The organism is Embleya sp. NPDC050493, from assembly GCF_044458105.1.
Taxonomy (GTDB): Bacteria; Actinomycetota; Actinomycetes; order Streptomycetales; family Streptomycetaceae; genus Embleya.
The window spans coordinates 58,022-79,987 of sequence record NZ_JBITHP010000025.1 but is presented as its reverse complement, the minus strand read 5'-3'; the positions used below and the strand labels follow the sequence as shown (position 1 = coordinate 79,987).

Genomic DNA, 21,966 nt, shown 5'->3' with positions numbered 1-21,966 from the left:
GCGTCCCGCGCCGCCCTGCCCGCCGCCTACCAGTCGCTCGCCGGGGCGGTGTTGCGGGAGTGGCGGTGGCGCACGCCCGCCGCCGTGGGGGCCGGGGGGCGCGGGCCCCCCCCCCCCCTCGACCGGGTGCACGCGCGGGTGGGCGAGTGGCTCCGGGCCGGTCGTACCGAGCGCGAGGTGGGCGCGGACATCGCCGACGCGATCATCGCCGAGGGCCACGTGCGAGTGGACTTCGTGATCGTCGGCTCCGGCCCGAACGCCGCGAGCCCGCACCACGACCTGTCCGACCGGGTGATCGAGACCGGCGACGTGGTCGTGGTCGACATCGGCGGCACCACCGCCGACGGCTACTGCTCGGACGAGACCCGCACCTACGGCATCGGCGAGCCGCCCGCCGAGTTCCGCCGCTACTACGACGTGCTGGAGCGCGCCCAGGCCGCCCAACTCGCCGCGGTACGACCGGGGTTGACCTGCGAGGCACTGGACGCGGTCGGCCGCGACATCATCACCGAGGCGGGCTACGGCGAGTACTTCATCCACCGCACCGGCCACGGCATCGGCCTGGAGAGCCACGAGGAGCCGTACATCGTCGCGGGCAACAGGCTGCCCCTGGAGCCGGGCATGGCGTTCTCCATCGAGCCGGGCATCTACATCCCCGGCACGCACGGCGCGCGGATCGAGGACATCGTGGTCTGCGGGGAGGATGGCGGCGACCCGATGAACCTGCGTCCGCACGGGTTGGTCGTGCTGTAGCCCCGTTCGAGCCGGTCGGCCCGGACCCCGCCGGCCACGAACTCCGGATGTGCCGTGATCGGCCCGGCGTTCGCGGACCGGGAGGGGCCGGGAGGGGGCCGGCCGCCGCCACGCGGGTGGGGGCTCGACGCGGGTCGTCGAGGCCGCGTCGTGCCGGGCGGGCACGGGCGGGTCGCCGTACGATCGTGCGCAACGACCGGGGGGCGAACCCCACCCGGTCCGCCGCCGGTCTCCGCCGGATCCGGCCACCTCCGGACCGCACGGAAGGACGTCCCTCATGCCCGTCACGCGCACGCTGCCCACCGATGAGGCCCGCGCCCTGCTCGACCTCACCCGGGAGATCACCGCTCGCGAGATCGTGCCCCGGGCCGCCGCCGACGAGGCCGCCGGGCGCTTCCCGCGGGAGGTGTTCGAGACCCTCGGCGCCGCCGGACTGTTGTCGCTGCCGTACGCCGAGGAATACGGCGGCGGCGAGCAGCCGTACGAGGTCTACCTGCAAGTGCTCGAGGAACTGGCCGCCGGGTGGCTGGCGGTCGGCCTCGGGGTGTCGGTACACACGCTGGCGTGCCACCCGCTCGCCACGTTCGGCACGTCGGAGCAGCGGGCCGCGCACCTGCCCACCATGTTGTCCGGCGACCTGCTCGGCGCGTACTGCCTGTCCGAGCCGCACTCGGGCTCGGACGCGGCGGCACTGAGCACCAAGGCGGTGGCCGCCGCCGACGAGTACGTGCTCACCGGGACCAAGGCGTGGATCACGCACGGCGGCGTGGCCGACTTCTACACCGTGCTGGCGCGCACCTCGCCCGAGGGTTCGCGCGGGATCAGCGCGTTCCTGGTCGACGCCGGGACACCGGGCCTGTCGGCCGCCGCGCCCGAACACAAGATGGGCATGCGCTCCTCGCCCACCGCGCAGATCCACCTGGACGGCGCCCGGGTCCCGGCGGAGCGCCGGATCGGCGCCGAGGGCCAGGGCTTCCCGATCGCGCTCGCCGCGCTCGACTGCGGCCGGCTGGGCATCGCCGCGTGCGCCACCGGCGTGGCCCAGGCCGCGTTGGACCTGGCGAGCGACTACGCCAAGAACCGCTCGCAGTTCGGCGGTCCGATCGCCGACAAGCAGGGCATCCGCTTCATGCTCGCCGACATGGCCACCGCGATCGAGGCGGGTCGCGCGCTCTACCTGTCCGCGGCCCGACTGCGGGACGCGGGACTGCCGTTCGGCCGCCAGGCGGCGATGGCCAAGCTGTTCTGCACGGACGCCGTGATGCGGGTGACCATCGACGCGGTGCAGATCCTCGGCGGCTACGGCTACACCACCGACTTCCCTGCGGAGCGCTACCTGCGCGAGGCCAAGTGCCTGCAGATCGTCGAGGGCACCAACCAGATCCAGCGCATGGTCATCGCCCGGGACTTGCTGCTGCACGGGTGAGCGCGGGTCGGTGGTTCGCTGCGGCCGAACGGGCCGCCTCGGGCGAGTCGGCGGCGGACGCGAAGGTGCGGCGACCGCCGGGCAGGAGCAGCGCGGTGCGCGCCGGCGCGGTGTCGGGAGCGGCCGGTCGGTGGGGAGCGGCCGCGGGCACGGCGTTTGCGCCTTTCGGGGGCGCGTGACGGGGTCGGGTACGGTGGCGGGATTCGGCGATTCATGGATTCGGGGATTCGCGCTTCACACTCGAAGCCGAACGGGTCGAGCACGAGGAGGCGGCGGGCATGACGACGGAGCGCGCCTCGACGGCCGACGCCGAGGACGGCCTGAGTACGGACGAGGCGATCCGGGCGATGTTGCTGCTGATGCCGAGGGTGGCCGCCCGGCTCAAGCGCACCCGGATCCCCGAGCGGTTGCGCTCGATGAACCTGGCCCCGCGGCACCTGTCGCTGCTGGCCTACCTGCTCTTCGACGGCCCGATGTCGGTCAATCAACTGGCCGCGCGGCTGGAGGTGGCACCGACCACGGTCAGCCTGATGGTCGGCGACCTGGGTCGGCAGGGCGTCCTGGAACGGCACACCGATCCCGCCGACCGGCGTCGGTCGATCGTGGCGATCACCGAGGACCCGCAGACCCGGACGGCGATCGAGAACTGGCTCGCCAACGGCGCCGACGCCTGGCGCCGAGCCTTCGACCCGCTATCGCCGGAACAGCGGGCGATGTTCGTGCGGACGATGGGCGCCTACGAGAACGGGACCGTGCGGGGCGGGGCGACGCGGGACGGATCCGACCGGCACGCGGCGGTGCGCGAGCCCGACTGAGCCGCGCGGCCGGGCACGGACCCGCTCCGCGCCGACCCGGCACTTCCCGCTACCCGAGCGGCGCCGGCGGCAGGTGGGCCTGCCGGCAGTCCGGGTGAAGTGGCGTGCGGGGTGGGCGGGTTCGGCGGCTCACGCGGTGTGCGAGAAGGGCTGGGCCCGCCAGTCCAGGCCCGCGGGCAGCACCGTGACCGGAGGCCGCGCGGGCGCGGGCGCAGGTGAAGTCGGGTCGGCGGCTCGATGGACCGGGTCCCCGAACGCCGTGCCCGATCCCGGGCAGGCGCGGATCCCGAACGGGTCCTGTGCACTGGGGCACACCGCGTGGTCCGGCACCACCGACCCGTCGTCGGCGTCGGCCGCGACCAGCACCACGCCGCACTGCGGGCACGCCCGTCGTACACCGGCGCCGCCGGCAGGCTCCGCATCCAGGTCGAGTTCGAACGCGTCGTCGAAGTCCTCGACAAGCACCCGCGGTCGAGTGCCCGCGGGCGCGTCTACGGCGATACTCATGGGGCTCCCCCTGTCGCCACAGCGCCGTGGTGACGGCGCGCTCCGCCGACGATAGTGCGCCCGACCGGAACGTTGCAGTACCCGTCCGGGGCCAATCGGCACGATGCGGGAATCGTCCCCAATCCTCCCGGCGTTCTACTCCTGCGGTGCGGCCTCCACCGCCCGGCGCAGCTGCTCCAGTCGGTACGGAACCGGTTCCCAGCCCGGTCGCCCGGCCATGTCCACGTTCAACCCGACCACCGTGCGCGTGTACGCGCGGGCGAGTCCGCGCGGCATCAGTGGCATCCCGGCGGGCCGGCGCCGGGAGTTGCCGTCCCGATCCGGCACCCCGGAGTGGTTGCCCCGGACCGACACCCACACGGCGGCCACCGGTCCCTGCACGTGGCGCACCAGTTCCTCGCGTACGTCCAACCAGCGGCCCAGCGCGGCCCGGGTGGGACCGGACAGCGGCAGCACTTCGACGACGGCCGGGTTGACCGTGCGCGCCTGTGGGCGCCGCACGATCCGCACCGTGCGCTCGTCCGGCGCCAGGTCGCTCAGCCGCAGGGCACACAACTCGCCCACCCGCGCGCCGGTGTCCAGCACCACCCCGATCAGCGCGAACAGCCGGATCCGGCCCGGATCCGCGCCGCTGCGGTCGGCGTGTGCGGCCAGCCAGTCCAGCAACAACGATCGTTGCCGGGCGCCCACCGGCGGTTTGAGCTCGGGGATCGCCGGTCGCTCGGGAAGCACGGCCGGCACCGACCCCGCCCGGGCCAGGATCTCCAGGCAGTCCATCCGCACCCGCATGCTCGCCGTCGTGGAGATGCCGGCTCCCGCCACCGCACGGGTGCGCAGCCGACCGCTCTGCGCGAGGTCCAGATAGCACCGCATTGGGTCGGCCGACAACAGCGCGGCGAGCGAGGCGCGGGCCTCGACCGGGAACCCCTCCTGCACCATCGCGCGGCGCAACTCACCCACCACCCACCGCAGTTGCCGGGCTCGCGCGGCGGAGGTGTCGGCCCGCGCGGTCACCCGGAGCAGGGCACGGTCGAGCTGATCGAGCGCTGGGGCACGGTCCTGGGCGGCCATGGGGGCACTGTAACGACGGCCTCCGACGCGGCCCGGACGCCACACCCCGCCCCGATGCCCTAGGTTCGTCGTGTGGAGGACCTCGACCGACAGATCGTCAAACTGCTCCTGCAAGACGGGCGGATGAGCTACACCGACCTGGGCAAGGCCACCGGCCTGTCCACCTCGGCCGCACACCAGCGCGTGCGCCGACTCGAACAACGCGGCATCATCCGCGGCTACGCCGCCGTGGTCGACACCGAGGCCATCGGCCTGCCGCTGACCGCGTTCATCTCGGTCAAACCCATCGACCCCAGTGCGCCCGACGACGCCCCGGAGCGACTGGCGAACCTCGAGGAACTGGAGGCGTGTCACAGCGTGGCCGGGGACGAGAGCTACATCCTCAAGGTCCGCGTCCGAACCCCGGGGGACCTGGAAACCCTGCTGGCCCGCATCCGGCTCCAGGCGGGCGTGTCCACTCGGACGACGGTGGTGCTGTCCACCCCGTACGAGGCGCGCGCGCCCCGGTTCTGATCCCGGGCCCGCATCACGCCGTCGCCGCGCCGGGCGACGTCGGTGGTACAGAGCTGCCCCGCGCCGCGTCCCCCGGGCCCTGCCCTCGATCCCATGCCGAGCACCGCGACGCGGGATCGAAGACCGACCCCGGGGTGGACGCGGCGCGTGTCACACCCCCGAAGGGGTGACCTCCGGCCGGGGGTTCGGCCCGGGCGGGCCACACTGGTGGTCATGACCACGCTCCTCCTGCGCAACGGCGCCGTGCACAGTCCGGCCGATCCCTTCGCGACCGCCATGGTCGTCGAGAACGACACCATCGCCTGGATCGGCGCGGAGGGGGCCGCCGCGGCCCACGTCGACGCCGTCGACGCGGTGCTCGACCTCGCGGGCGCGCTGGTGACGCCCGCGTTCGTGGACGCGCACGTGCACGCCACCGCGACCGGCCTCGCCCTGACCGGGCTCGACCTGACCGGCGCGCCGTCGCTGGCGTACGCGCTCTCCGCGCTGGAGGACCACGCCAAACGACGCGGCCTGTACGGAGCGGGCCACGTGCTGCTCGGCCACGGCTGGGACGACACCACCTGGCCCGAGGGACGCCCGCCGACCCCCGCCGAGTTGGACCGGGCCACCGGCGGCGCCACCGTCTACCTCTCCCGCACCGACGTGCACTCCGCCGCGTGCTCGCCCGCGTTGCTCGCCCTGGTCCCGGGCGAGCACGGCGACGCGCCCCTGGCCGGCAGCGTGCACCACGCGGCGCGGGCCGCCGCCAACGCCGCGTTGACCGCGGCCGACCGGATCGCCGCGCAGCGGGTCGCCCGGGCCCGGGCGGCGGCCCTGGGCATCGGCACGGTGCACGAGTGCGGCGGGCCGGAGATCGCCGGCGAGGCCGACTTCCGGGCCCTGCTGGCGCTGGCCCGGGACGAGGCGGGTCCGGACGTGGTCGGCTACTGGGGCGCGCTCGCCGAGGACCCCGAGCAGGCCCGAGCGCTGCGCGGCGATCTGGGCGCGCACGGACTCGGCGGCGACCTGTTCATCGACGGCTCGCTCGGCTCGCACACCGCGTGCCTGCACGCGCCCTACTCCGACGACTCCGCCGCCGGTACCGGCCTGACCCACCTCGCCGCCGAGCAGGTCGCCGCCCACCTCGCCGCGTGCACCCGGGCCGGCATCCAGGCCGGCTTCCACGCCATCGGGGACGCCGCGATCGGCAGCATCACCGCCGCCGCCCGCGCGCTGATCCAGGGCCCGCACGGCGCGGCCTTCCGGGCGCTGCGGCACCGGGTCGAACATGCCGAACTGCTCGACGCCGAGGCCGTCGCGGCATTCGCCGAACTGGGTCTGACCGCCTCGGTGCAACCCGCCTTCGACGCCGCGTGGGGCGGCCCGGACGGCATGTACGCCCGCCGCCTGGGCGCCGAACGCGCCGCGCTGATGAACCCGTTGGCCGCGCTCAGCGCCGCCGGCGTACCGCTCGCGTTCGGTTCGGACGCGCCGGTCACCCCGCTCGACCCGTGGGGCACCGTGCGGGCGGCCGCCTTCCACCGCACGCCGGAGCAACGCATCAGCGTGCGCGCCGCGTTCGCCGCGCACACCCGGGGCGGCCACCGCGCGGTCGGTCGCGACGACGCCGGCGTGCTGGTGCCCGGCGCACCGGCCACCTACGCGGTGTGGGACACCACCGAGCTGGTCGTCCAGGCCCCGGACAGCAGGCTCTCCGGCTGGTCCACCGACCCGCGCTCGGGCACCCCCGGGCTGCCCGACCTGGCCCCCGACCTGCCGCTGCCGCGCTGCCTGCGCACCGCGGTGCGGGGCGCCACGGTGTACGCGGTCGAGGGCGCCCTCGACCAGGCCTGACCGAGCCGGCGGCCGGTACTCGCCGGCGTCCGGCGCCGCCCTAACCGGCCGGCGCCGGAGCCGTCGTCCCGGGCTGCTCCGCGACCGGGACGACGGGTGCGGCCGTGGCCACCGGGGCACCCGGCGCCGGCTCGCCGGCCGCGTCCGGCCGCACCCGGCGCGGCTCGGGAACGGTCAACAGCGGCAGGAACACCTGCACGAGCGGCCCGATGGCCAGCGCGTACACCACGGTGCCCAACCCGAGCGACCCGCCCAGGACGAAGCCCACCAGCAGTACGGTCACCTCGATGCCGGTACGGATCAGCCGCACCGAACGCCCGGTGATCCGCACCAACCCGGTCATCAGGCCGTCCCGCGGCCCCGGGCCCAGGCGCGCACCGATGTACGCGCCGCCGGCCACCGCGTTCAGCACCACCCCGGAGACCAGGAAGGCCAATTGCCAGACCAATGCGTCCGGCGCGGGCAACCACCGCAGCGTGGCGTCCACGGCGATGCCGATCACGAACACGTTGCTCACCGTGCCCAGCCCCGGGCGCTGGCGCATCGGCCACCACAGCAGCAGCACCGCGGCGCCCACCACGATCGTCACCACGCCGAAGCTCCACCCGGTGCGCTCCGCGAGCCCCTGATGGAACACGTCCCACGGGTCCAGGCCCAACCCGGCCCGGATCATCAACGCCATGCTGAACCCGTACAGCGTGAGTCCCGCATACAACTGGATCAATCGCCGGACCCACGACCAAGCCACCGTGCACCTCGTTCGTCACCTGACTGCCAATAAAGAGCCAACGGTGAAACAATCACCGACACCGGACCACGAATCCATAGCCAATTCGACAGGAGTGGACTGATGAGCGCGCCTCACCTGACCGTCAGCAGCACCCGCCTCGCCGACCTCCTGCACCCCTGGACCACCACGACCCAGTCCGCGGCGCGCACCGGCCCGGCATACCGCACGCTCGCCGATCGCATCCGTGCCCTGCTCCTGGACGGTCGGATCCCGCTGACCGCGCGTCTGCCCGCCGAACGCGGCCTCGCCGACCGGCTGGGCATCAGCCGCACCACGGTCGCCGCCGCCTACGAACTCCTGCGCACCGACGGCTACCTGACCAGCCGGCGCGGCTCCGGCAGCTGGACCACCCTGCCCGGCACGCACACCGAGATCCCCACCCGAGGGCTGAGCCCGAGCACCACCACCGGCGTGATCGACCTCGGCGTCGCGGCCCTGCCCGGCCCCGGCCGCGCGTTGCACCAGGCGGTCGCCGACGCCACCGACTCGCTGCCCACCTACACCACCGGCCACGGCTACCTGCCCGGTGGCCTGCCGGTCCTGCGCGACACGCTGGCCCAGCGCTACACCCGCCGCGGCGTGCCCACCACCCCGGACCAGATCCTGGTCACCCCCGGCGCACTGGCCGCGGTCACCCTGGTGCTGCGCACCCTGGCCGGCCCCGGCGACCGGGTCGCGGTGGAATCGCCCACCTACGCCAACGTGCTGGACGCCATCCGGCAGGCCGGGAACCGACTCGTGCCGGTGCCGATGACGGACACCGGCTGGGACGTGGAGACCTGGCGCGACACGCTGCGCACGGCCGCACCTCGGCTGGCCTACCTGATCCCGGACTACCAGAACCCGACCGGCCACCTCGCGGACGCCGGCATCCGCCGCACCCTGGTGGACCTGGCCCGCAACACCGGGACCACGCTGATCGTCGACGAGACGTGCTTCGACCTGGCCCTGGACGTCGCCCCGGCGGACCGGCCGCTGCCGATGGCCGGCTTCGACCGGACGAACAACGTGGTCACCATCGGATCCACCTCGAAGACCTTCTGGGGCGGCCTGCGGATCGGCTGGATCCGGGCCACCCCGGACCTGGTCCGCCGGATCGCCGCCACCCGCGCGTCCTTCGACGTCGGCGCGCCCGTGCTGGACCAACTCGTCACCCACCACCTGATCACCGACCACGAGGACGCGATCCTGGAGAGCCGCCTGCCGGCGCTGCGCGCCGCCCGGGGCGCGCTCGCCGAAGCCCTCGCCGACCGGCTGCCCGACTGGACGTTCGCGATGCCGGTCGGCGGCCTGTCGTTGTGGGTGCGCACCGACGGCACCTCCAGCCTGACCCTGGCCGAGGCCGCGGCCCGGCACGGCGTACGCATCGCGGCGGGCACCCACTTCGGTACCGACGGCACCTTCGAGCACCACGTGCGACTGCCCTACGCGCACGATCCGGCGACGCTGACCGAGGCGATCCGCCGGTTGGCGACCGCCGTGGGCGAGACCGAACGCAGCCGGCCCGGCGCCTACACGGGATTCTCGGCGGCGGCGGTAGTGGCCTGAACCGACCGCCGGCACCGACCCGACCGCCGTGTGGGTGAACGCGCACCGGGTCCACGTTCGCGCGGGGGCCCCGAGCCGTGTACAACACCATGGGAGCCCGCAACGCGCGCGACACGCCGACATCGCCGCCGCCGCCCCGATCCGGGCCCGATCGCCCCGCGAGCGATCCGACGAAGGGGTACGGAAGCCTCGTCGAGACCCATTAGGGGAACGATTGCGCCACCCGGCGGGCGTACACCACCCACACCACTGCCGCACCACCCGGCCGCTGACCTGCACCGATACCGTATACGTGCAGGTCAGTGCGATGTTGACACCGCGCCTGCATCGCCCAGTACGTTCGACCCGGTCCACCGCAGGACGACCGGCAGGAGAACACCCTCCCCGAGCACGCGCACGCCTCCGGGCCACAGGTGGCACAGCCACCGGGCGCCAGGTCCGGAACCGGCATGACACGCGCCGGGAGGCCGCCCCACGCGGCCACGAACGGCAGAGCGGCACCCGTGCAGCCGCCCCGCCGGACGCGAGCACACCCCGTGCCGGAAGGTGAGACCGCGGCAGAGCCCGGTCGCCCAGTAGACAACGACCACCGCGACCGACAGCCAGCCGGTCCGGGGCCGGCCCGAAGGGCGACCGAGCTCCCGCCGTCACCAGCCCACCGCCGAGCACGAGCCGAAACCGAACGCCCACCTCGAACGTTGTAACGTCACTGCATCACCCGACCGGCGCAACTCCGTGCCGCGCGCGGCAGCAGCGATCCGCAACGACCCAGCGAGGGGGCCCCACGGTGCCGCAGCTCGACAGCACCACAGTGCCCGAGGGCGTCTCGCCCACGGCGCCGGCCCCCGCTCGCAAGCAGCGTCTGCGCCGCACCCGCGCCACCGCCGTGAGCATCTACCGGCGCCCCGCCCGCCCGGTCACCGCACTGGTCGCCGGCCTGTTGCTCGCGCTCGCGTTCCCGCCCTACGACATCTGGCCGCTGAGCATCCTCGCGGTCACCGCGCTCGGCATCGCGGTGCACGGGCAGCGCACCCGCACCGGCTTCGGCTACGGCCTGCTGTTCGGCCTGCCGTTCATGCTGTGGTTGCTCAAGTGGCTGCGCGTGGTGGGACCGGACGCGTGGATCGTGCTGTCGGTGGTGCAGGCGCTGTACATCGCCGCCCTGGCCGCCGCGCTCACCCTGATCGGCAAACTGCGGCTGTGGCCGCTGTGGACCGCGTGCCTGTGGGTCGCCGAGGAACTGGTGCGCGACCGCGTCCCGTTCGGCGGCTTCCCGTGGGGCCGACTGGCGTTCGCCAATACCGCGACACCGTTCACCCCGATCGCCGCCCTCGCCGGCGCCCCCGGGGTGACCTTCGCCGTCGCGCTCACCGGCGCGCTGCTCGGGTGGGCCGCGCTGCGGCTGTACGGGCTCTACGCGGGTCGGGACGGCGAATCGGCCGCCGAGACCCCGGAGGGCGTCCGTACGCCGCGCAGCGCCGTTCCGCTGGCTCTGGGCGCCATCGGCCTGGCGATCGCCGTCCCCGCGAGCGCCTACGCGGTCCCCATACCCACCGGAGGCCACGCCGCCGGCCCCGACACCGCGACCATCGCGGTCGTCCAGGGCAACGTCCCGCGCACCGGCCTGGACTTCCTCGGCCAACGCCGCGCGGTCCTGGACAACCACGTGCGACAGACCCACAAGCTGGCCGCCGACGTGCGGGCCGGCAAGGTCGAGAAGCCCGAACTGGTGATCTGGCCGGAGAACTCCTCGGACCTGAACCCGTTCGAGGAACGCGACGCGTACGCGCTCATCGACGGCGCGGTCAAGGACATCGGCGTCCCCGTGCTCACCGGCGTCCTGGTCGCCGGCCCCGACGCCACGCACATCCAGAACCAGGGCATCGTGTGGGACCCGGTCACCGGCCCCGGCGCCTCCTACACCAAGCGCCACCCGGTGCCGTTCGGCGAATACATCCCGATGCGCGAACTGCTCACCAAGTTCATCAGCCGGCTCGAACGTGTCCCGCGCGACTTCTACCCCGGCAAGACCGTCGGCGTCATGCAGCTGGGCCCGGCCCGGATCGGCGACGTGATCTGCTTCGAGATCGCCTACGACAACGTCACCCGCGAGGCGGTCACCCACGGCGGTCGAGTGCTGGTCGTGCAGACCAACAACGCCACCTACGGGCGCACCGGACAACCCGAGCAACAACTCGCGATGTCCAGGCTGCGCGCGATCGAGCACGGCCGCGCGGTGCTGATCGCGGCCACCTCCGGCATCAGCGCGATCGTCATGCCGGACGGAAAAGTGGTCGAACGCACCCGCGAATTCACCGCCGACACCCTGGTCATGGACGTACCACTGCGCGACGACCGCACGCTCGCCACGCGACTCGGTTCGGCTCCCGAGTGGATCCTGGCTATCGTCGGTCTCCTCGCCTGCGCGTACGGCATCCTCCGCCGTCGGCGCAAGCCCTGGATCACCACCCCCGGCATCCCGCCGACCCCCGCCGACGCCGGCGTCGACACCCGCGCCGACGCCAACGCCATCAAGGAGATGATGTGACCGACAGCGAGCAGACCAGCTTCGCCGATCTCGGCAAGGTGCTCGTCATCATCCCCACCTACAACGAATCGGAGAACATCGAGCCGATCGTCGCCCGCCTGCGCGCAGCCGTGCCGGACGTCGACGTGCTGATCGCCGACGACAACAGCCCCGACGGCACCGGCGACATCGCCGACACGCTCGCCGAGCACGACCCGCACATCCAGGTCATGCACCGGGCCGGCAAGGAGGGCCTGGGCGCCGCCTACATCGCGGGCTTCCGCTGGGGCATCGACCGCGGCTACGACATCCTGGTGGAGATGGACGCCGACGGCTCGCACCAGCCCGAGCAACTGCCGCGCCTGCTCGAAGCGGTGCGCGACGCGGACCTGGTGCTGGGCTCGCGCTGGGTCCCCGGCGGCGGCGCGGTCAACTGGCCCGGACACCGCAAGCTCATCTCCCGGGGCGGCAGCACCTACTCGCGGCTGATGCTCGGCGTCGACATCCACGACGTCACCGGCGGCTTCCGGGCCTTCCGCAAGGACACCCTGCTCGGCATCGGCCTGGACGAGGTCGCCTCGCAGGGCTACTGCTTCCAGGTGGACCTGGCCTGGCGCGCGATCCGCAAGGGCTACCGCGTCCTGGAGGTGCCGATCACCTTCATCGAACGCGAGCGCGGCAACAGCAAGATGAGCAACTCGATCGTCGCCGAGGCGCTGTGGCGGGTCACCGCATGGGGCGTCGGCCGCCGGGTCGGCAAGTACCCGAACGAGAGCGCCCCCGAGACCGCCGCCGCCCACCCCGGACGCCCCGGCGGTACGAGCGGCCCCGGCGACCCGGGCGCCGCCCGGAGCACCGAGGGCGAGGGCGCCCCGGGCACCGGCTCCACCGGATCCGCCGGCGCCACCGGTACCACCCCGCCGAGGACGTGATCACGTGAGTACCCCGCTGCGCCGAGCGGCCATGCTCCTGCCGATCGTCGCACTGCCACTGGCCGAGATCTACGTGATCAGTCGGGTCGGCGGCGCCATCGGGGCGGGTCGGACCTTCCTGCTGATCCTGGCCGGCGTCGCGCTGGGCTCGCTGGTGATCCGCTACGAGGGCCGCCGGGTGTTGACCCGGCTGCGGGCGCTCGGCGAACAGGCGCAGCGCGAGGGCCAGAGCGACCCGACCGTGCTCGCGGCCCAGGGCAAGGAGGCGACCAAGGCCGCCGCCGACGCGGGCGTGGTGATCCTGGGCGGCATCCTGCTGATCATCCCCGGGTTCATCACCGACGTGCTGGGCCTGCTGTGCGTGCTGCCGTTCACCCGGCCGCTGATCCGGCGACTGATCGGCACCGTGGTGGCCGCGAAGGTGGCGAGCAGCCCGCGGTTCTCCGGCGTGGTGCAGGAGGCGCGGATCCACCGCCCGGACGGCAAGATCGTGCGCGGCGAGGTGATCGACCCGCAGGACGTGCACCGCGACGACGACCCGCCGCGGCAGCCGCCGCGCGAACTGCCCTGAGGGCGGTGCCCGAGCGGCCCGGCGGGACGCGACGCCACGGCACGACCGGACACAGCACGACGCCCGGGGCGCCACGATCGTGAGATCGTCGGCGCCCCGGGCGTCGGTGCCACCTGTCGACGGGATCCGCACGTGCCCGGAGCGGGCTCGCGCGGTGCTCGCTCAGGCGCTCTTGCGGTTGTTGCGCGGATCGTGGTGGAGGTTGATCCCACCCGACCGCAGTACGGCGAGACGCTCGGCGAGCACCTCTTCCAGCTCTTCCCGGGTACGCCGCTCCATGAGCATGTCCCAGTGTGTGCGCGTGGCCTTGTTCTTCTTTTCCTCCGGCGGCGTGCCGTCCACCAACTGCGCGACGGCACCGCAGCTGCGGCACTCCCACGTCGAGGGGATCTCCGCCTCGACGGAGAACGGCATCTCGAAGCGGTGCCCCCTGGGGCAGTCGTATTCCACGGTGCGACGCGGCGCCAGATCGATACCGCGATCGGTCTCGTAGCTGGTGGCGCCAAGGCGTGTGCCGCGGAGAGCTCGCTCACTCATGAATCGTGCCTCCTGGCTTGATCTACCCACATCGACAGGTCTTGCTGTCTCGTCCGTTTGCAGAACGCGTGACGGGCCCCGAAGATTCCCGACCGAGGGGTCGGTGGGCAGGAGCCGGGGTCCGTGACGGTGGGTAGCTACCCGAAAACGGATGATTCATTACATCACCGGGAGAAAGTGACATAAAACTCGCCTGATCGGCCCGGGAATCGACGACGTACGCCTGCCCGGTATGTACGTCGCCACGCACAGCGAAGTCGGACCGGCCCATCGGCCCGGCGTCGCGCCGTGCGATCCGGTGTGGGTGATGCGGGTGTGACGGGTGCGCCCGACGGGCGGGGACGAGCCGGGCGTCAACGATCACGGATCTCCGCCCAGACGATCTTTCCGGTGTCCGTGGGACGCACGCCCCAATCGGTGGTCATCCCGGCCACGATGCACAACCCCCGATGCCGCTCGTCGTGGCCGGGCGAGGCGATCTCCTTGGGCAGCCTTCCGTCGTGGTCGACCACCTCGACGATCAGCCGGCCGGGGTGATGGCGCAGTCGCAGTTCCATCGGCGTGCGGGCGTGCTCGGCCGCGTTGGAGACGAGTTCGGTGACCACCGAGCACGTGGTGTCGCTGTGCTCGGTCAGATCCCAGCGGCCCAGCGTGGCACGGACGAAGTCGCGGGCCTCGCGGGCCGAGCGCGGCGTCGGCGGCAGATCCAGGCCCGCGGTCCGCTCGATGCTGTGCCGGGCGCGCACCAGCAGCAGCGCGACGTCGTCCGGCTCCTGGCCGGTGAGCATGGTCTTGGTGAGCAGGTCGGCGACATCGGCGACGTTGTGGGCGCCGCCGGTGGTGCCGTCGATGTGCTCGGTCAATTCCTGGAGCCGGTCGGTGAGCGAGGCGTCGTGCGACTCGACCAGGCCGTCCGTGTACAGGAGCAGTTGGTCGCCGGTGTCGAAGCCGACCACCGCGTCGTCGAAGGTGGTGCCGTCCAGGCCGAGCGGCACGCCGAGGTCGTCCTCCAGGAGTTCGACCTTGCCGTCCGCGCCGATCAGGGCGGGCGGCAGATGGCCGGCGTTGGACCAGTGCACGGTGGCGTCGCCGGGATCGTAGACGGCGTAGACGCAGGTGATGATCTGGTCCTCGCTGCCGAGCCCGGTGACCAGCCGGTTGAGGTGCCGCATCACCTGCCCGGGCGGCAGGTCCATCACCGCGTACGCCCGTACCGCGGCGCGCAGTTGGCCCATCACGGCGGCGGCCTGTAGACCTCGGCCCATCACGTCGCCGACCACCAGGGCGATCCGGCCGGCGGACAGCGGGATCACGTCGAACCAGTCGCCGCCGACCTGTTGGCCCTTGGCGCCGGGCAGGTAGCGGAAGGCGATGTTGAGTTCGTCCAGGTCGGGCGGAACCTGCGGGAGCAGGCTGCGCTGGAGTTCGACGGCGGTGTCGCGCACGCTGCGAAAGAGCCGGGCGTTCTCGATCGCGGTGGCGGCCTGCGCGGCGATGCCCAGGGCGAGTTGTTCGTCGCGTTCGGTGAACACGTCGGCCCGGGTGTGGCAGAAGGAGAATGCGCCCAGGTCCTCGCCGGTGGCGGTGGTCACCGGGATGGTCAGCAGGCTGCGTACGGGCGGTTGGCCGTCGGCGCTGATCCGATAGGGCAGCAGTCGGCCGGCGGCGGGGTCCTCGGTGAGGTCGCCGCGGCGCACGGTGACCGGCGGCGCGGTGGTGGTCTGCGGGCGGCTGCGCGCGGCGAGCGCGGGCCGGGGCCGGGGCAGCCGGTCGATCAGGGTGGGGTCCGGGCTGGTGACGGCGTAGCGGGTGTCCGCGACGCCGCCGGTGTCGTAGTCGATGTAGCGGAAGATGCCGTGCTCGGCGGCGATCACCGAGGTGGCGGCGTCGGTGGCGGCCTGGACCAGGCGTTCGAGGTTGAGTTCGCGGGTGAGCTTCTGGCCGACCCGGTACAGGGTCTCGACGATCCGGGTTTCCTGATCGAGTCGGCGCTGCTTGTAGGCGAGTTGTTCCTGCTGCGAGCGGACCCGGTCGCGGGCGTCCTCGGCGACCAGGGCCTGTTGCGCGGTGGTGCCCTCGTGGGCGGCCAGGAGTTGTTCGAGGGCGTCCAGGCGCGCGGCGGCCACGTGTGTGGTGGGAGTGTGCTGGGAGGGGCCGCCGGCGAACAGCGGCGCGGTGTTGAGCGGGAGCAGGGCCAGCCGGGTGGACACGGCGACGGTGCGGAAGAGCTCGGCGATCCGGGCCGGGACGGGTACGCGGGTGAACATCAACACCGTGAACAGTTCGCCGTCGGGGAGCTTGCCGGCGTAGCCGACCACGGATTTTATGCCGCTCGCCCGGATGAACTCCTTGTCCGGGACGGCGTCGCTGGTGAGCGCATCCGGGATGTGGTGGATGTCGTGCCGGTCCCACTCGTTGTCGGTGGGCAGCGGCCCGGCCACGATCTCCTCGGCGGTGACCCCGAGTTGCTCCAGCATGGCGCTGATCATCGGCGCCCGGCGGACCGCGTTCGCACTCGGGAAGGCGACGACCTGGTGGTGCCGCGATCGGGTGCGGTCGCACCACTCGGGCAGGTCGCCGACGGTGGCCAGCAGGGTGAGGCAGCGCAGGTCCGGGTGCGGGGCCAGATCGGGTTGCCGGCGCAGCGCGCGCTGTTCCAGGTCGGGGGTGAGGTTGCGCCAGGGCATGGTCTGGAACAGGCGGACGAGGACGAGTTGGGGCTGCCCGGTGTGCGGGTCGCGGAAGGTGGTGCGCAGGTGCTGCACGATCGCGCGGGCCGCGTCCTCGGTGGTGGCCGAGTCGGCGGTGACTTGGCGCAGTTCGGAACTGCACACGACCATGTCGCTGACGGTGAAGTTGGCGAGGTCGAACACTGGGCGTCCACGTCCTCCGTGGGGGTGCGGGCCCCCATCATGGCGCGCGAGTGGGGACGGAGTGGTGCGTTTTGGGTATTTGCCGGTGCGCCGGGCGTACGTCGAGGCCCCCCGAGCGTGGCTTGCTCGGGGGGCCTTCGCGGGGATGCCGGGGGGGGTGTCACGGCGGCTGCCGCGGGGTCCTTGCGGGCCTTGGTGAGAGCGTGGCGCGGGGTGGCGCGCCGGGGTTCAGCCGGTGGGCTCGGGCTCGCGTTCGAGTGTCTTGGCGAGCGAGATCGAGGGCACGTCGACGGGGAGGGCATCGGCGTGCCGGGGCAGCAGCGCGAGCAGGCGCACGCGGTCGGCCTCCGAGGTGTCCTCCTCCAGCGGGTCGGGGGTGTGCGGGATCTGGATGCGCACCACGGGGCCGTTGCCGATCCGGACGTAGCCGCGACCGGGAGGCATGCCCTCGCCGCCGGAGACGCCGGGGGTGGCGCCCAGCACGGTGAGGACGGTCTCCGGGTCGAGCGGGCCCAGCACGACGCGGGTGTGCGTGTCGGCGATCAGCGTGGGGCGCAGCCGCTCCAGGTGGCTGGGGCGGGCGCTGGTGATCACGCCGATGTGCGCGGCGCGACCCAGGCGCAGCGGGAGGTCGAGCAGTTCCTGCGGGTCCGTGGTGCCCTGACCGGCGGCGAGGTCGGAGAGTTCGGTGATCTCGTCGAGGATCACCCACAGCGGGCGGCGGGCGTCGTCCGGGACCGGGGTGCCGTGTTGCTTGGCGTAGGTGACGGCGGCGATCCGACGTTCGGTCTCGTGCCGCAGCCAGGTCAGGGTTTCCAGTGCGCCGTGGTAGCCGGTCTCGATCCGCAGGATGTTGCGCCGGCCGGCCAGGCACGCGTAGTCGCCGGAGCCGCTGCCGTCGACGACCACGATGTCGCCGTCCCGGGCGGCCTGGAGGGCGATGGTGCGCAGCAGGTTGGACTTGCCCGCGCCGGGGGCGGCGACGGCGAGCAGGTGCGGGTCGGTGCTGCGATTGCCGGTGCGCCAGATGACCGGCGGGAGTTGCCGGATGGTGTCGTCCACGTGCACGGGGATGCGGCGGTTGGTGCTGCCCGCGTCGGTGATGCCGAGCAGGATCTCGCACGGCGCGGTGACGAACTGCTGGGCGGGCACGGCCGTGGGCAGCGGGGGCAGGGCGGCCAGGGTGAGGTGGTTGCTCTCGGTGTCCCACTCGTAGACGTACTCGCGACCGCGGCCGAGCTTGGCCTGGAGCACCCGTTCGATCCGGGCCCGGGCGGCGGGGTCGTCGTCGGTGAAGTAGGGGCTGTAGGTCAATTCGAGGCGGACGATCCGGTCGCCGTCGAGTTCCCAGTGTCGGAAGGCGTTCTGGTACGGGCCGCCGGGGTGGAACAGCCGGGCGGGGTCGTGGTCGTCGGCGAGGTAGGGCACCAGGCCGTTGTAGACGGTCTGGAGTTTGACATCGGTGGGATCGGGGCCGGGCTCGGTGGCGGGCTTCTCCTCGCGGCCGAGCCAGGCGGCGCCGGCCAGCACCAGGAGCAGGGCGATCAGCGGGGCGTAGGGCAGGAAGTAGAGGGCGAGCAGGACCGCGGCGATGCCCGCGGCGCCGGCCTTGCGCTTGTCCGCCGAGGCGCCCTTCCACCAGTTGCGCGCCCATCCGAGCTGCCGGTTCAGACCTCGGGTGAGGGTGAGCACGGGCGAGAAGGTGTCCCGCGTGACGTGGGTGATGCGATGCGCGCGGGTGCGGGTGTTGCCGATGCCGTCCTTGGCGCGCCGGGCGATGGCGGCGAGGGATGTGGGGCCGGGGGACATGCGGTCTCCGTGAGGGGTCGGGTCGGGTAGGCGGGAGGCCCCGGTTCGGGGGATGAGCCGGGGCCAGGGCGTGTCCTCGAAGGCCCACCGGGTCCGCGGCCGTCGACACCGGGGGGTGGTGTCGCGCGGTTGCGGCCGGTCCGGTGGGGGATCGAGGACACGCCCTGGCGGCGGTGGGGACGGGCGACCGGTCAGAAGTTGAGGCCGCTGAGCAGGTTGGCGATGCTGTTGCCGCTCGCCGCGATGTGCGGGGCGATGGAACTGCCTGCCAGGTAGAACCCGAAGAGGGCACAGACGAGGGCGTGCGGGAGTCTCAGCCCGTCCTTGCGGAAGAAGACGTAGGCGATGACGCCGAGCAGCAGGACGCCGGAGATGGACAGAACCATGGGTGCTCCTTCGGGCGGCGCACTCAGTGTGTGGCGTGCGCGGTGAGGATCCCGGTTCGGCCGAGGCCGTACAGGACCAGGAGGGTGGCGCCGAGGCGCCCGGGGGTGGACAACGCCCAGAGGGCGGCATGGAGGGCGATCACCAGCGGGAGCGTGGTGAGCGCGTAGACGGTGTGGAAGGTCCGGGAGTGGGCGGTGCCGGCGCGGGTGGCGGGAGCCAGGGTGCGGCGGACCACCGAGACGAGGGAGGGCGGTGCGGGGGCGGGTGGGGCGGGCGGGTTCTCGGCGACCGGGGTCGGGTCGGCGACGGGTGCGGGGGCGGGGGCGGTGTCGGGGTCGGTGGGGGACTTGGAGCGGGGATAGGGCAGCAGTCGCAGGTGGGTGAGGCGCATGTGGATGTGGGTCTCCCCGAGGTGCCGGGTTGGGGTGCCGGGTGCCGGGTTGGGGTGCCGGCCGGTTGGCCTATCGACGTATTACCTAAAGTGCTCTTATCGTCACAAATGGTGCGCACGTGTCAAAGCATCAAACGGGTGGAATCGCCACGTCTTTTCCGGCGGTCCACTCGTATGGGTGACTCGGAGAGCCCGTACGCGCGGGCGGGAGGCTCGAGTTGCGGCGGACCCGGCCGGGGCTGCGGGCTTCGTCGCGGCGGGCGTCCTTGATGTCGATTTCGCGACAAACTCACCCATTGGAGTGGCGCCCGGGCGGCGGCCGGAGTGGTGGCCGGAGCGGCGGCCGCCGATCGGGTCGTTTCCGAACCGGTCCGGGTTCTGGCAGCGTGAGGCCATGGCCATCCTGCTCGTCGTGCACCACACGCCCTCGCCCACACTCGCCGAGATGCTGGAGGCGACGCTCGCCGGCGCCCGCGATCCGGAGATCGAGGGCGTCGAGGTCCGGGTCCGGGCCGCACTCACCTGCTCGCCGGTCGAGGTCCTGGAGGCGGACGGCTACCTGCTGGGCACACCCGCGAACCTGGGCTACATGTCGGGGGCGCTGAAGCACTTCTTCGACTCGGCCTACTACCCCTGCCTGCACGAGACGGTCCGCCGTCCCTACGGCCTGTACGTACACGGCGGGAGCGACACCACCGGCGCGGTCCGCTCGGTCGAATCGGCGGCCACCGGCCTGCAATGGCGGCGGGTCCGCCCGCCGGTGGAGATCGCCGGACCGCCCACCCGCGACACCCTCGCGGCCTGCACCGAATTGGGCGCCGTCGTGGCCGCCGAACTGATGCCTCTGGAGTAACGCGGCCCGGCCTCCGGACGGGAGGCCGAGCCGCGCGCCCACCACCCTGCGGCGGACCGGCCGGTCGCAGCGACGACGGCCACGCACAGCATGTCTGGTGGGGCCGACACGCGGGCGACCAGGGGGCGGTTCCCGACCGGAGCGAGGGGCGTCGCGGCATGGTCGGTCGTGGCGTGGGGGTCGATTCGCACCGCGCGGTGTGCCGGTGCGACGGCCTCGGCGCGCCGGGCAGATGGGCGCTTGGCCGCCGCGTGGTCGGTTGCTTCGCTGCGAGGTGGTGACGCGTGGCCCGGGACGCGGGCTCCGTTGCGGGCGGGGGTGCGTCGGTCAGTGTGGGCGGGCCCAGTGTGGGGGGTGCGTTCGGGCGGTGCGCAGGGCGGCGGGGGTGGGGCGTTCGACCGTGTCGGGGACCGTTTCCAGCGGGACGGACAGGGCTCTCGCCCAGGTGCGGCGCCAGCTGAGGCGGCGTTGGGTTCGGGCGGCCTCGCGGCGGGCGCGGGCGGTGGCCCGGCGGGCGATCTCGGCGCGGGCGAGCACCTGGCTGCGCAGCCACAGGGGGCGCGTGTGCAGGAGTTCCTCGACGTAGGCGGTGGTCCACTTGTTGCTGCGCGGGCGCAGGTCCAAAACCAATTCCACCGGCAGCCCGAAGAGTTCGGCCACGGCGTCGTCGGTGAGGTGGTCGATGATCGCCTCGGCGGCGCGACACACCGCCTCGGCGCGGCGCTGCTGGGCGTGCCATTCGCGATCGAGCCAGCGAGTGACCGCGGCGGTGGCGTGTTCGAGCTCGCGGTCGGCGTGCAACTCCAGCAGCCAGCGCGGCGGGTCGGTGGCCAACCGGTGCAGCAGGTCGGTGCTGATGTGGTGGTCGATCGACGGGATGCGGTGCGCGATGTCCTCGGCGGGCACGCCCAGCGTGGCCCACACCCGGTGCGGTCGGGCGAGGGAACGCAGCGCGGTGAGCGCGCGGGGGGTGGCGGCGGCGAGCAGATCGGCGATCTCGGCCGGCTTGTAACGACACTGGTCGCCGATCTCGGCGATGTCGCGCACGCGCGGGTCGCCCATGAACCGGCGCAGCCGCGCGGGCGCGGTGCCGTGCAGGCGGGCCAGCGCGCAGGTGAAGGCGATCACGTCGGCCGGGTCGGTCTGCCGGTCGGGGGCCAGCGTCGCGAGGTAGCGGCGCGCGTGGTGCGCACGTTCGCGGTTGTGCGCGCGGGTGGCGGCGGCCTTGGTCGCGGCCAGTGACCGGGCCACCCGCCGGGCGGCCTCGCGCAGTTCACGATCCGCGGTGATGTGCGGATGCAGCGTGTCCACGTCGGCGGTGCGGTAGTAGCGCACCTCCAGGTCCCGGCCGTAGCGGGAGACCCGCACCCGATCCACGACGGGCAGCCCGGCGGCCTGGGCGACCCGCCGGAAGCGCTCGCGGCTGATGCCCAGGCGGTGTGCGGCCTCGGTGGCGGTGAGTGGTTCTTCGCGACTGAGCGCGGTGAGGAAGGGGCCGGGGTCGGCGGCGGCGCGGGCGACCGCGTCGGCGTCGAAGGTGCCGTCCTGGTGTTGTGCGAGCAGTCCTGTTCGGGCGGCGAGGCGGACCTGGCGGGGGACGAGCCCCAGCGCCTTGCCGACGCGCGCCGCACCGATGCCTCCTCGGGTCACGACCGGCCCCTTCCGTACGGGTGACACCGAACGGGGCGACGATAGAACGGCGGCGGGGCGTGAGGGAGGGCAAAGGACGAAATCCGCCCGATCGTGCGGGGAAGCGATAGGGCAGGTTACGGCAAATGGGGGAGGGTGGGTGGGTTGTCGAGGCAGCCGATCGAGGTGCCTCGATCG

General features: G+C 73.2%; 19 protein-coding genes. 10 read left to right on the top strand and 9 right to left on the bottom strand.

Going from position 1 to position 21,966, the window contains the following annotated elements; translation table 11 throughout:
- From ACIBM5_RS35455 to ACIBM5_RS35445, 3 genes are all read left to right on the top strand, one after another.
- On the top strand, positions 1-753 hold a 753-nt coding region (locus ACIBM5_RS35455; protein ID WP_396010806.1), incomplete at its 5' end, for a M24 family metallopeptidase.
- A gap of 277 nt (positions 754-1,030) precedes the next feature.
- Entirely contained in the window at positions 1,031-2,179 is a 1,149-nt protein-coding gene (locus ACIBM5_RS35450) for an acyl-CoA dehydrogenase family protein (protein WP_396010804.1), read from the top strand.
- A 278-nt stretch (positions 2,180-2,457) separates the two neighbouring features.
- Positions 2,458-2,994, top strand: a complete 537-nt coding sequence (locus ACIBM5_RS35445) for a MarR family winged helix-turn-helix transcriptional regulator (RefSeq protein WP_396010803.1) — start codon at positions 2,458-2,460, stop codon at positions 2,992-2,994.
- Positions 2,995-3,123: 129 nt separating this feature from the next.
- Here ACIBM5_RS35445 and ACIBM5_RS35440 read toward each other — a convergent pair whose 3' ends face one another.
- Both ACIBM5_RS35440 and ACIBM5_RS35435 read right to left on the bottom strand, forming a co-directional pair.
- Positions 3,124-3,501, bottom strand: coding sequence for a hypothetical protein (locus tag ACIBM5_RS35440; RefSeq protein ID WP_396010802.1), 378 nt, complete (start codon positions 3,499-3,501; stop codon positions 3,124-3,126).
- A 135-nt stretch (positions 3,502-3,636) separates the two neighbouring features.
- Entirely contained in the window at positions 3,637-4,572 is a 936-nt protein-coding gene (locus ACIBM5_RS35435; RefSeq protein WP_391586124.1) for a tyrosine-type recombinase/integrase, read from the bottom strand.
- Between the two features lie 72 nt (positions 4,573-4,644).
- Between ACIBM5_RS35435 and ACIBM5_RS35430 the strand changes: the two genes are divergently transcribed.
- Positions 4,645-5,085: an Lrp/AsnC family transcriptional regulator gene (locus ACIBM5_RS35430; RefSeq protein ID WP_391586123.1), complete on the top strand. Its 441-nt coding sequence runs from the start codon at positions 4,645-4,647 to the stop codon at positions 5,083-5,085.
- A 213-nt stretch (positions 5,086-5,298) separates the two neighbouring features.
- The gene (locus ACIBM5_RS35425) at positions 5,299-6,921 is read left to right on the top strand and encodes an amidohydrolase (protein ID WP_396010800.1); all 1,623 of its coding nucleotides are present in this window, start codon (positions 5,299-5,301) and stop codon (positions 6,919-6,921) included.
- A 40-nt stretch (positions 6,922-6,961) separates the two neighbouring features.
- Here ACIBM5_RS35425 and ACIBM5_RS35420 read toward each other — a convergent pair whose 3' ends face one another.
- The gene (locus ACIBM5_RS35420; RefSeq protein WP_396010880.1) at positions 6,962-7,603 is read right to left on the bottom strand and encodes a YitT family protein; all 642 of its coding nucleotides are present in this window, start codon (positions 7,601-7,603) and stop codon (positions 6,962-6,964) included.
- A gap of 168 nt (positions 7,604-7,771) precedes the next feature.
- On the opposite strand from ACIBM5_RS35420, the gene ACIBM5_RS35415 reads away from it, so the two are divergent.
- From ACIBM5_RS35415 to ACIBM5_RS35400, 4 genes are all read left to right on the top strand, one after another.
- On the top strand, positions 7,772-9,259 hold the full coding sequence (locus ACIBM5_RS35415; RefSeq protein ID WP_391586121.1) for a PLP-dependent aminotransferase family protein: 1,488 nt from the start codon (positions 7,772-7,774) through the stop codon (positions 9,257-9,259).
- A gap of 787 nt (positions 9,260-10,046) precedes the next feature.
- Positions 10,047-11,807 (top strand): apolipoprotein N-acyltransferase, encoded by a 1,761-nt coding sequence (gene lnt / locus ACIBM5_RS35410; protein ID WP_396010799.1) that lies wholly within the window; start codon positions 10,047-10,049, stop codon positions 11,805-11,807.
- A complete protein-coding gene (locus ACIBM5_RS35405; protein WP_396010798.1) occupies positions 11,804-12,718 on the top strand; it encodes a polyprenol monophosphomannose synthase in 915 nt (304 codons plus the stop codon). The genes lnt and ACIBM5_RS35405 overlap by 4 nt, the downstream gene beginning before the upstream one ends.
- A gap of 4 nt (positions 12,719-12,722) precedes the next feature.
- The gene (locus ACIBM5_RS35400) at positions 12,723-13,289 is read left to right on the top strand and encodes an FxsA family protein (protein WP_391586118.1); all 567 of its coding nucleotides are present in this window, start codon (positions 12,723-12,725) and stop codon (positions 13,287-13,289) included.
- A 162-nt stretch (positions 13,290-13,451) separates the two neighbouring features.
- On the opposite strand, the gene ACIBM5_RS35395 is transcribed toward ACIBM5_RS35400, so the two are convergent.
- The 5 genes from ACIBM5_RS35395 to ACIBM5_RS35375 all read right to left on the bottom strand — a co-directional run bounded on the left by ACIBM5_RS35395 (position 13,452) and on the right by ACIBM5_RS35375 (position 19,286).
- Positions 13,452-13,826 (bottom strand): RNA polymerase-binding protein RbpA, encoded by a 375-nt coding sequence (locus ACIBM5_RS35395; RefSeq protein ID WP_391586117.1) that lies wholly within the window; start codon positions 13,824-13,826, stop codon positions 13,452-13,454.
- Between the two features lie 353 nt (positions 13,827-14,179).
- The gene (locus ACIBM5_RS35390; RefSeq protein WP_396010797.1) at positions 14,180-16,699 is read right to left on the bottom strand and encodes a SpoIIE family protein phosphatase; all 2,520 of its coding nucleotides are present in this window, start codon (positions 16,697-16,699) and stop codon (positions 14,180-14,182) included.
- A 228-nt stretch (positions 16,700-16,927) separates the two neighbouring features.
- Positions 16,928-18,508, bottom strand: a complete 1,581-nt coding sequence (locus tag ACIBM5_RS35385; RefSeq protein WP_396010796.1) for a hypothetical protein — start codon at positions 18,506-18,508, stop codon at positions 16,928-16,930.
- 191 nt (positions 18,509-18,699) lie between these two features.
- A complete protein-coding gene (locus ACIBM5_RS35380) occupies positions 18,700-18,894 on the bottom strand; it encodes a DUF2304 domain-containing protein (protein ID WP_391586114.1) in 195 nt (64 codons plus the stop codon).
- A gap of 23 nt (positions 18,895-18,917) precedes the next feature.
- The gene (locus tag ACIBM5_RS35375) at positions 18,918-19,286 is read right to left on the bottom strand and encodes a hypothetical protein (protein ID WP_396010795.1); all 369 of its coding nucleotides are present in this window, start codon (positions 19,284-19,286) and stop codon (positions 18,918-18,920) included.
- Between the two features lie 394 nt (positions 19,287-19,680).
- On the opposite strand from ACIBM5_RS35375, the gene ACIBM5_RS35370 reads away from it, so the two are divergent.
- Positions 19,681-20,139, top strand: coding sequence for a flavodoxin family protein (locus ACIBM5_RS35370; RefSeq protein ID WP_396010793.1), 459 nt, complete (start codon positions 19,681-19,683; stop codon positions 20,137-20,139).
- Between the two features lie 327 nt (positions 20,140-20,466).
- On the opposite strand, the gene ACIBM5_RS35365 is transcribed toward ACIBM5_RS35370, so the two are convergent.
- On the bottom strand, positions 20,467-21,789 hold the full coding sequence (locus ACIBM5_RS35365) for a hypothetical protein (protein ID WP_396010792.1): 1,323 nt from the start codon (positions 21,787-21,789) through the stop codon (positions 20,467-20,469).
- Positions 21,790-21,966 lie beyond the last annotated feature (177 nt).

Bases quoted from the DNA above. Each gene is read 5' to 3' on its own strand.
- ACIBM5_RS35450 (WP_396010804.1), top strand. From the start codon at position 1,031: ATGCCCGTCACGCGCACGCTGCCCACCGATGAGGCCCGCGCCCTGCTC.
- ACIBM5_RS35445 (WP_396010803.1), top strand. From the start codon at position 2,458: ATGACGACGGAGCGCGCCTCGACGGCCGACGCCGAGGACGGCCTGAGT.
- ACIBM5_RS35370 (WP_396010793.1), top strand. From the start codon at position 19,681: ATGGCCATCCTGCTCGTCGTGCACCACACGCCCTCGCCCACACTCGCC.
- ACIBM5_RS35415 (WP_391586121.1), top strand. From the start codon at position 7,772: ATGAGCGCGCCTCACCTGACCGTCAGCAGCACCCGCCTCGCCGACCTC.
- ACIBM5_RS35435 (WP_391586124.1), bottom strand. From the start codon at position 4,572: ATGGCCGCCCAGGACCGTGCCCCAGCGCTCGATCAGCTCGACCGTGCC.
- ACIBM5_RS35425 (WP_396010800.1), top strand. From the start codon at position 5,299: ATGACCACGCTCCTCCTGCGCAACGGCGCCGTGCACAGTCCGGCCGAT.
- ACIBM5_RS35440 (WP_396010802.1), bottom strand. From the start codon at position 3,501: ATGAGTATCGCCGTAGACGCGCCCGCGGGCACTCGACCGCGGGTGCTT.
- ACIBM5_RS35420 (WP_396010880.1), bottom strand. From the start codon at position 7,603: ATGGCGTTGATGATCCGGGCCGGGTTGGGCCTGGACCCGTGGGACGTG.
- ACIBM5_RS35395 (WP_391586117.1), bottom strand. From the start codon at position 13,826: ATGAGTGAGCGAGCTCTCCGCGGCACACGCCTTGGCGCCACCAGCTAC.
- ACIBM5_RS35380 (WP_391586114.1), bottom strand. From the start codon at position 18,894: ATGGTTCTGTCCATCTCCGGCGTCCTGCTGCTCGGCGTCATCGCCTAC.
- ACIBM5_RS35375 (WP_396010795.1), bottom strand. From the start codon at position 19,286: ATGCGCCTCACCCACCTGCGACTGCTGCCCTATCCCCGCTCCAAGTCC.
- ACIBM5_RS35385 (WP_396010796.1), bottom strand. From the start codon at position 18,508: ATGTCCCCCGGCCCCACATCCCTCGCCGCCATCGCCCGGCGCGCCAAG.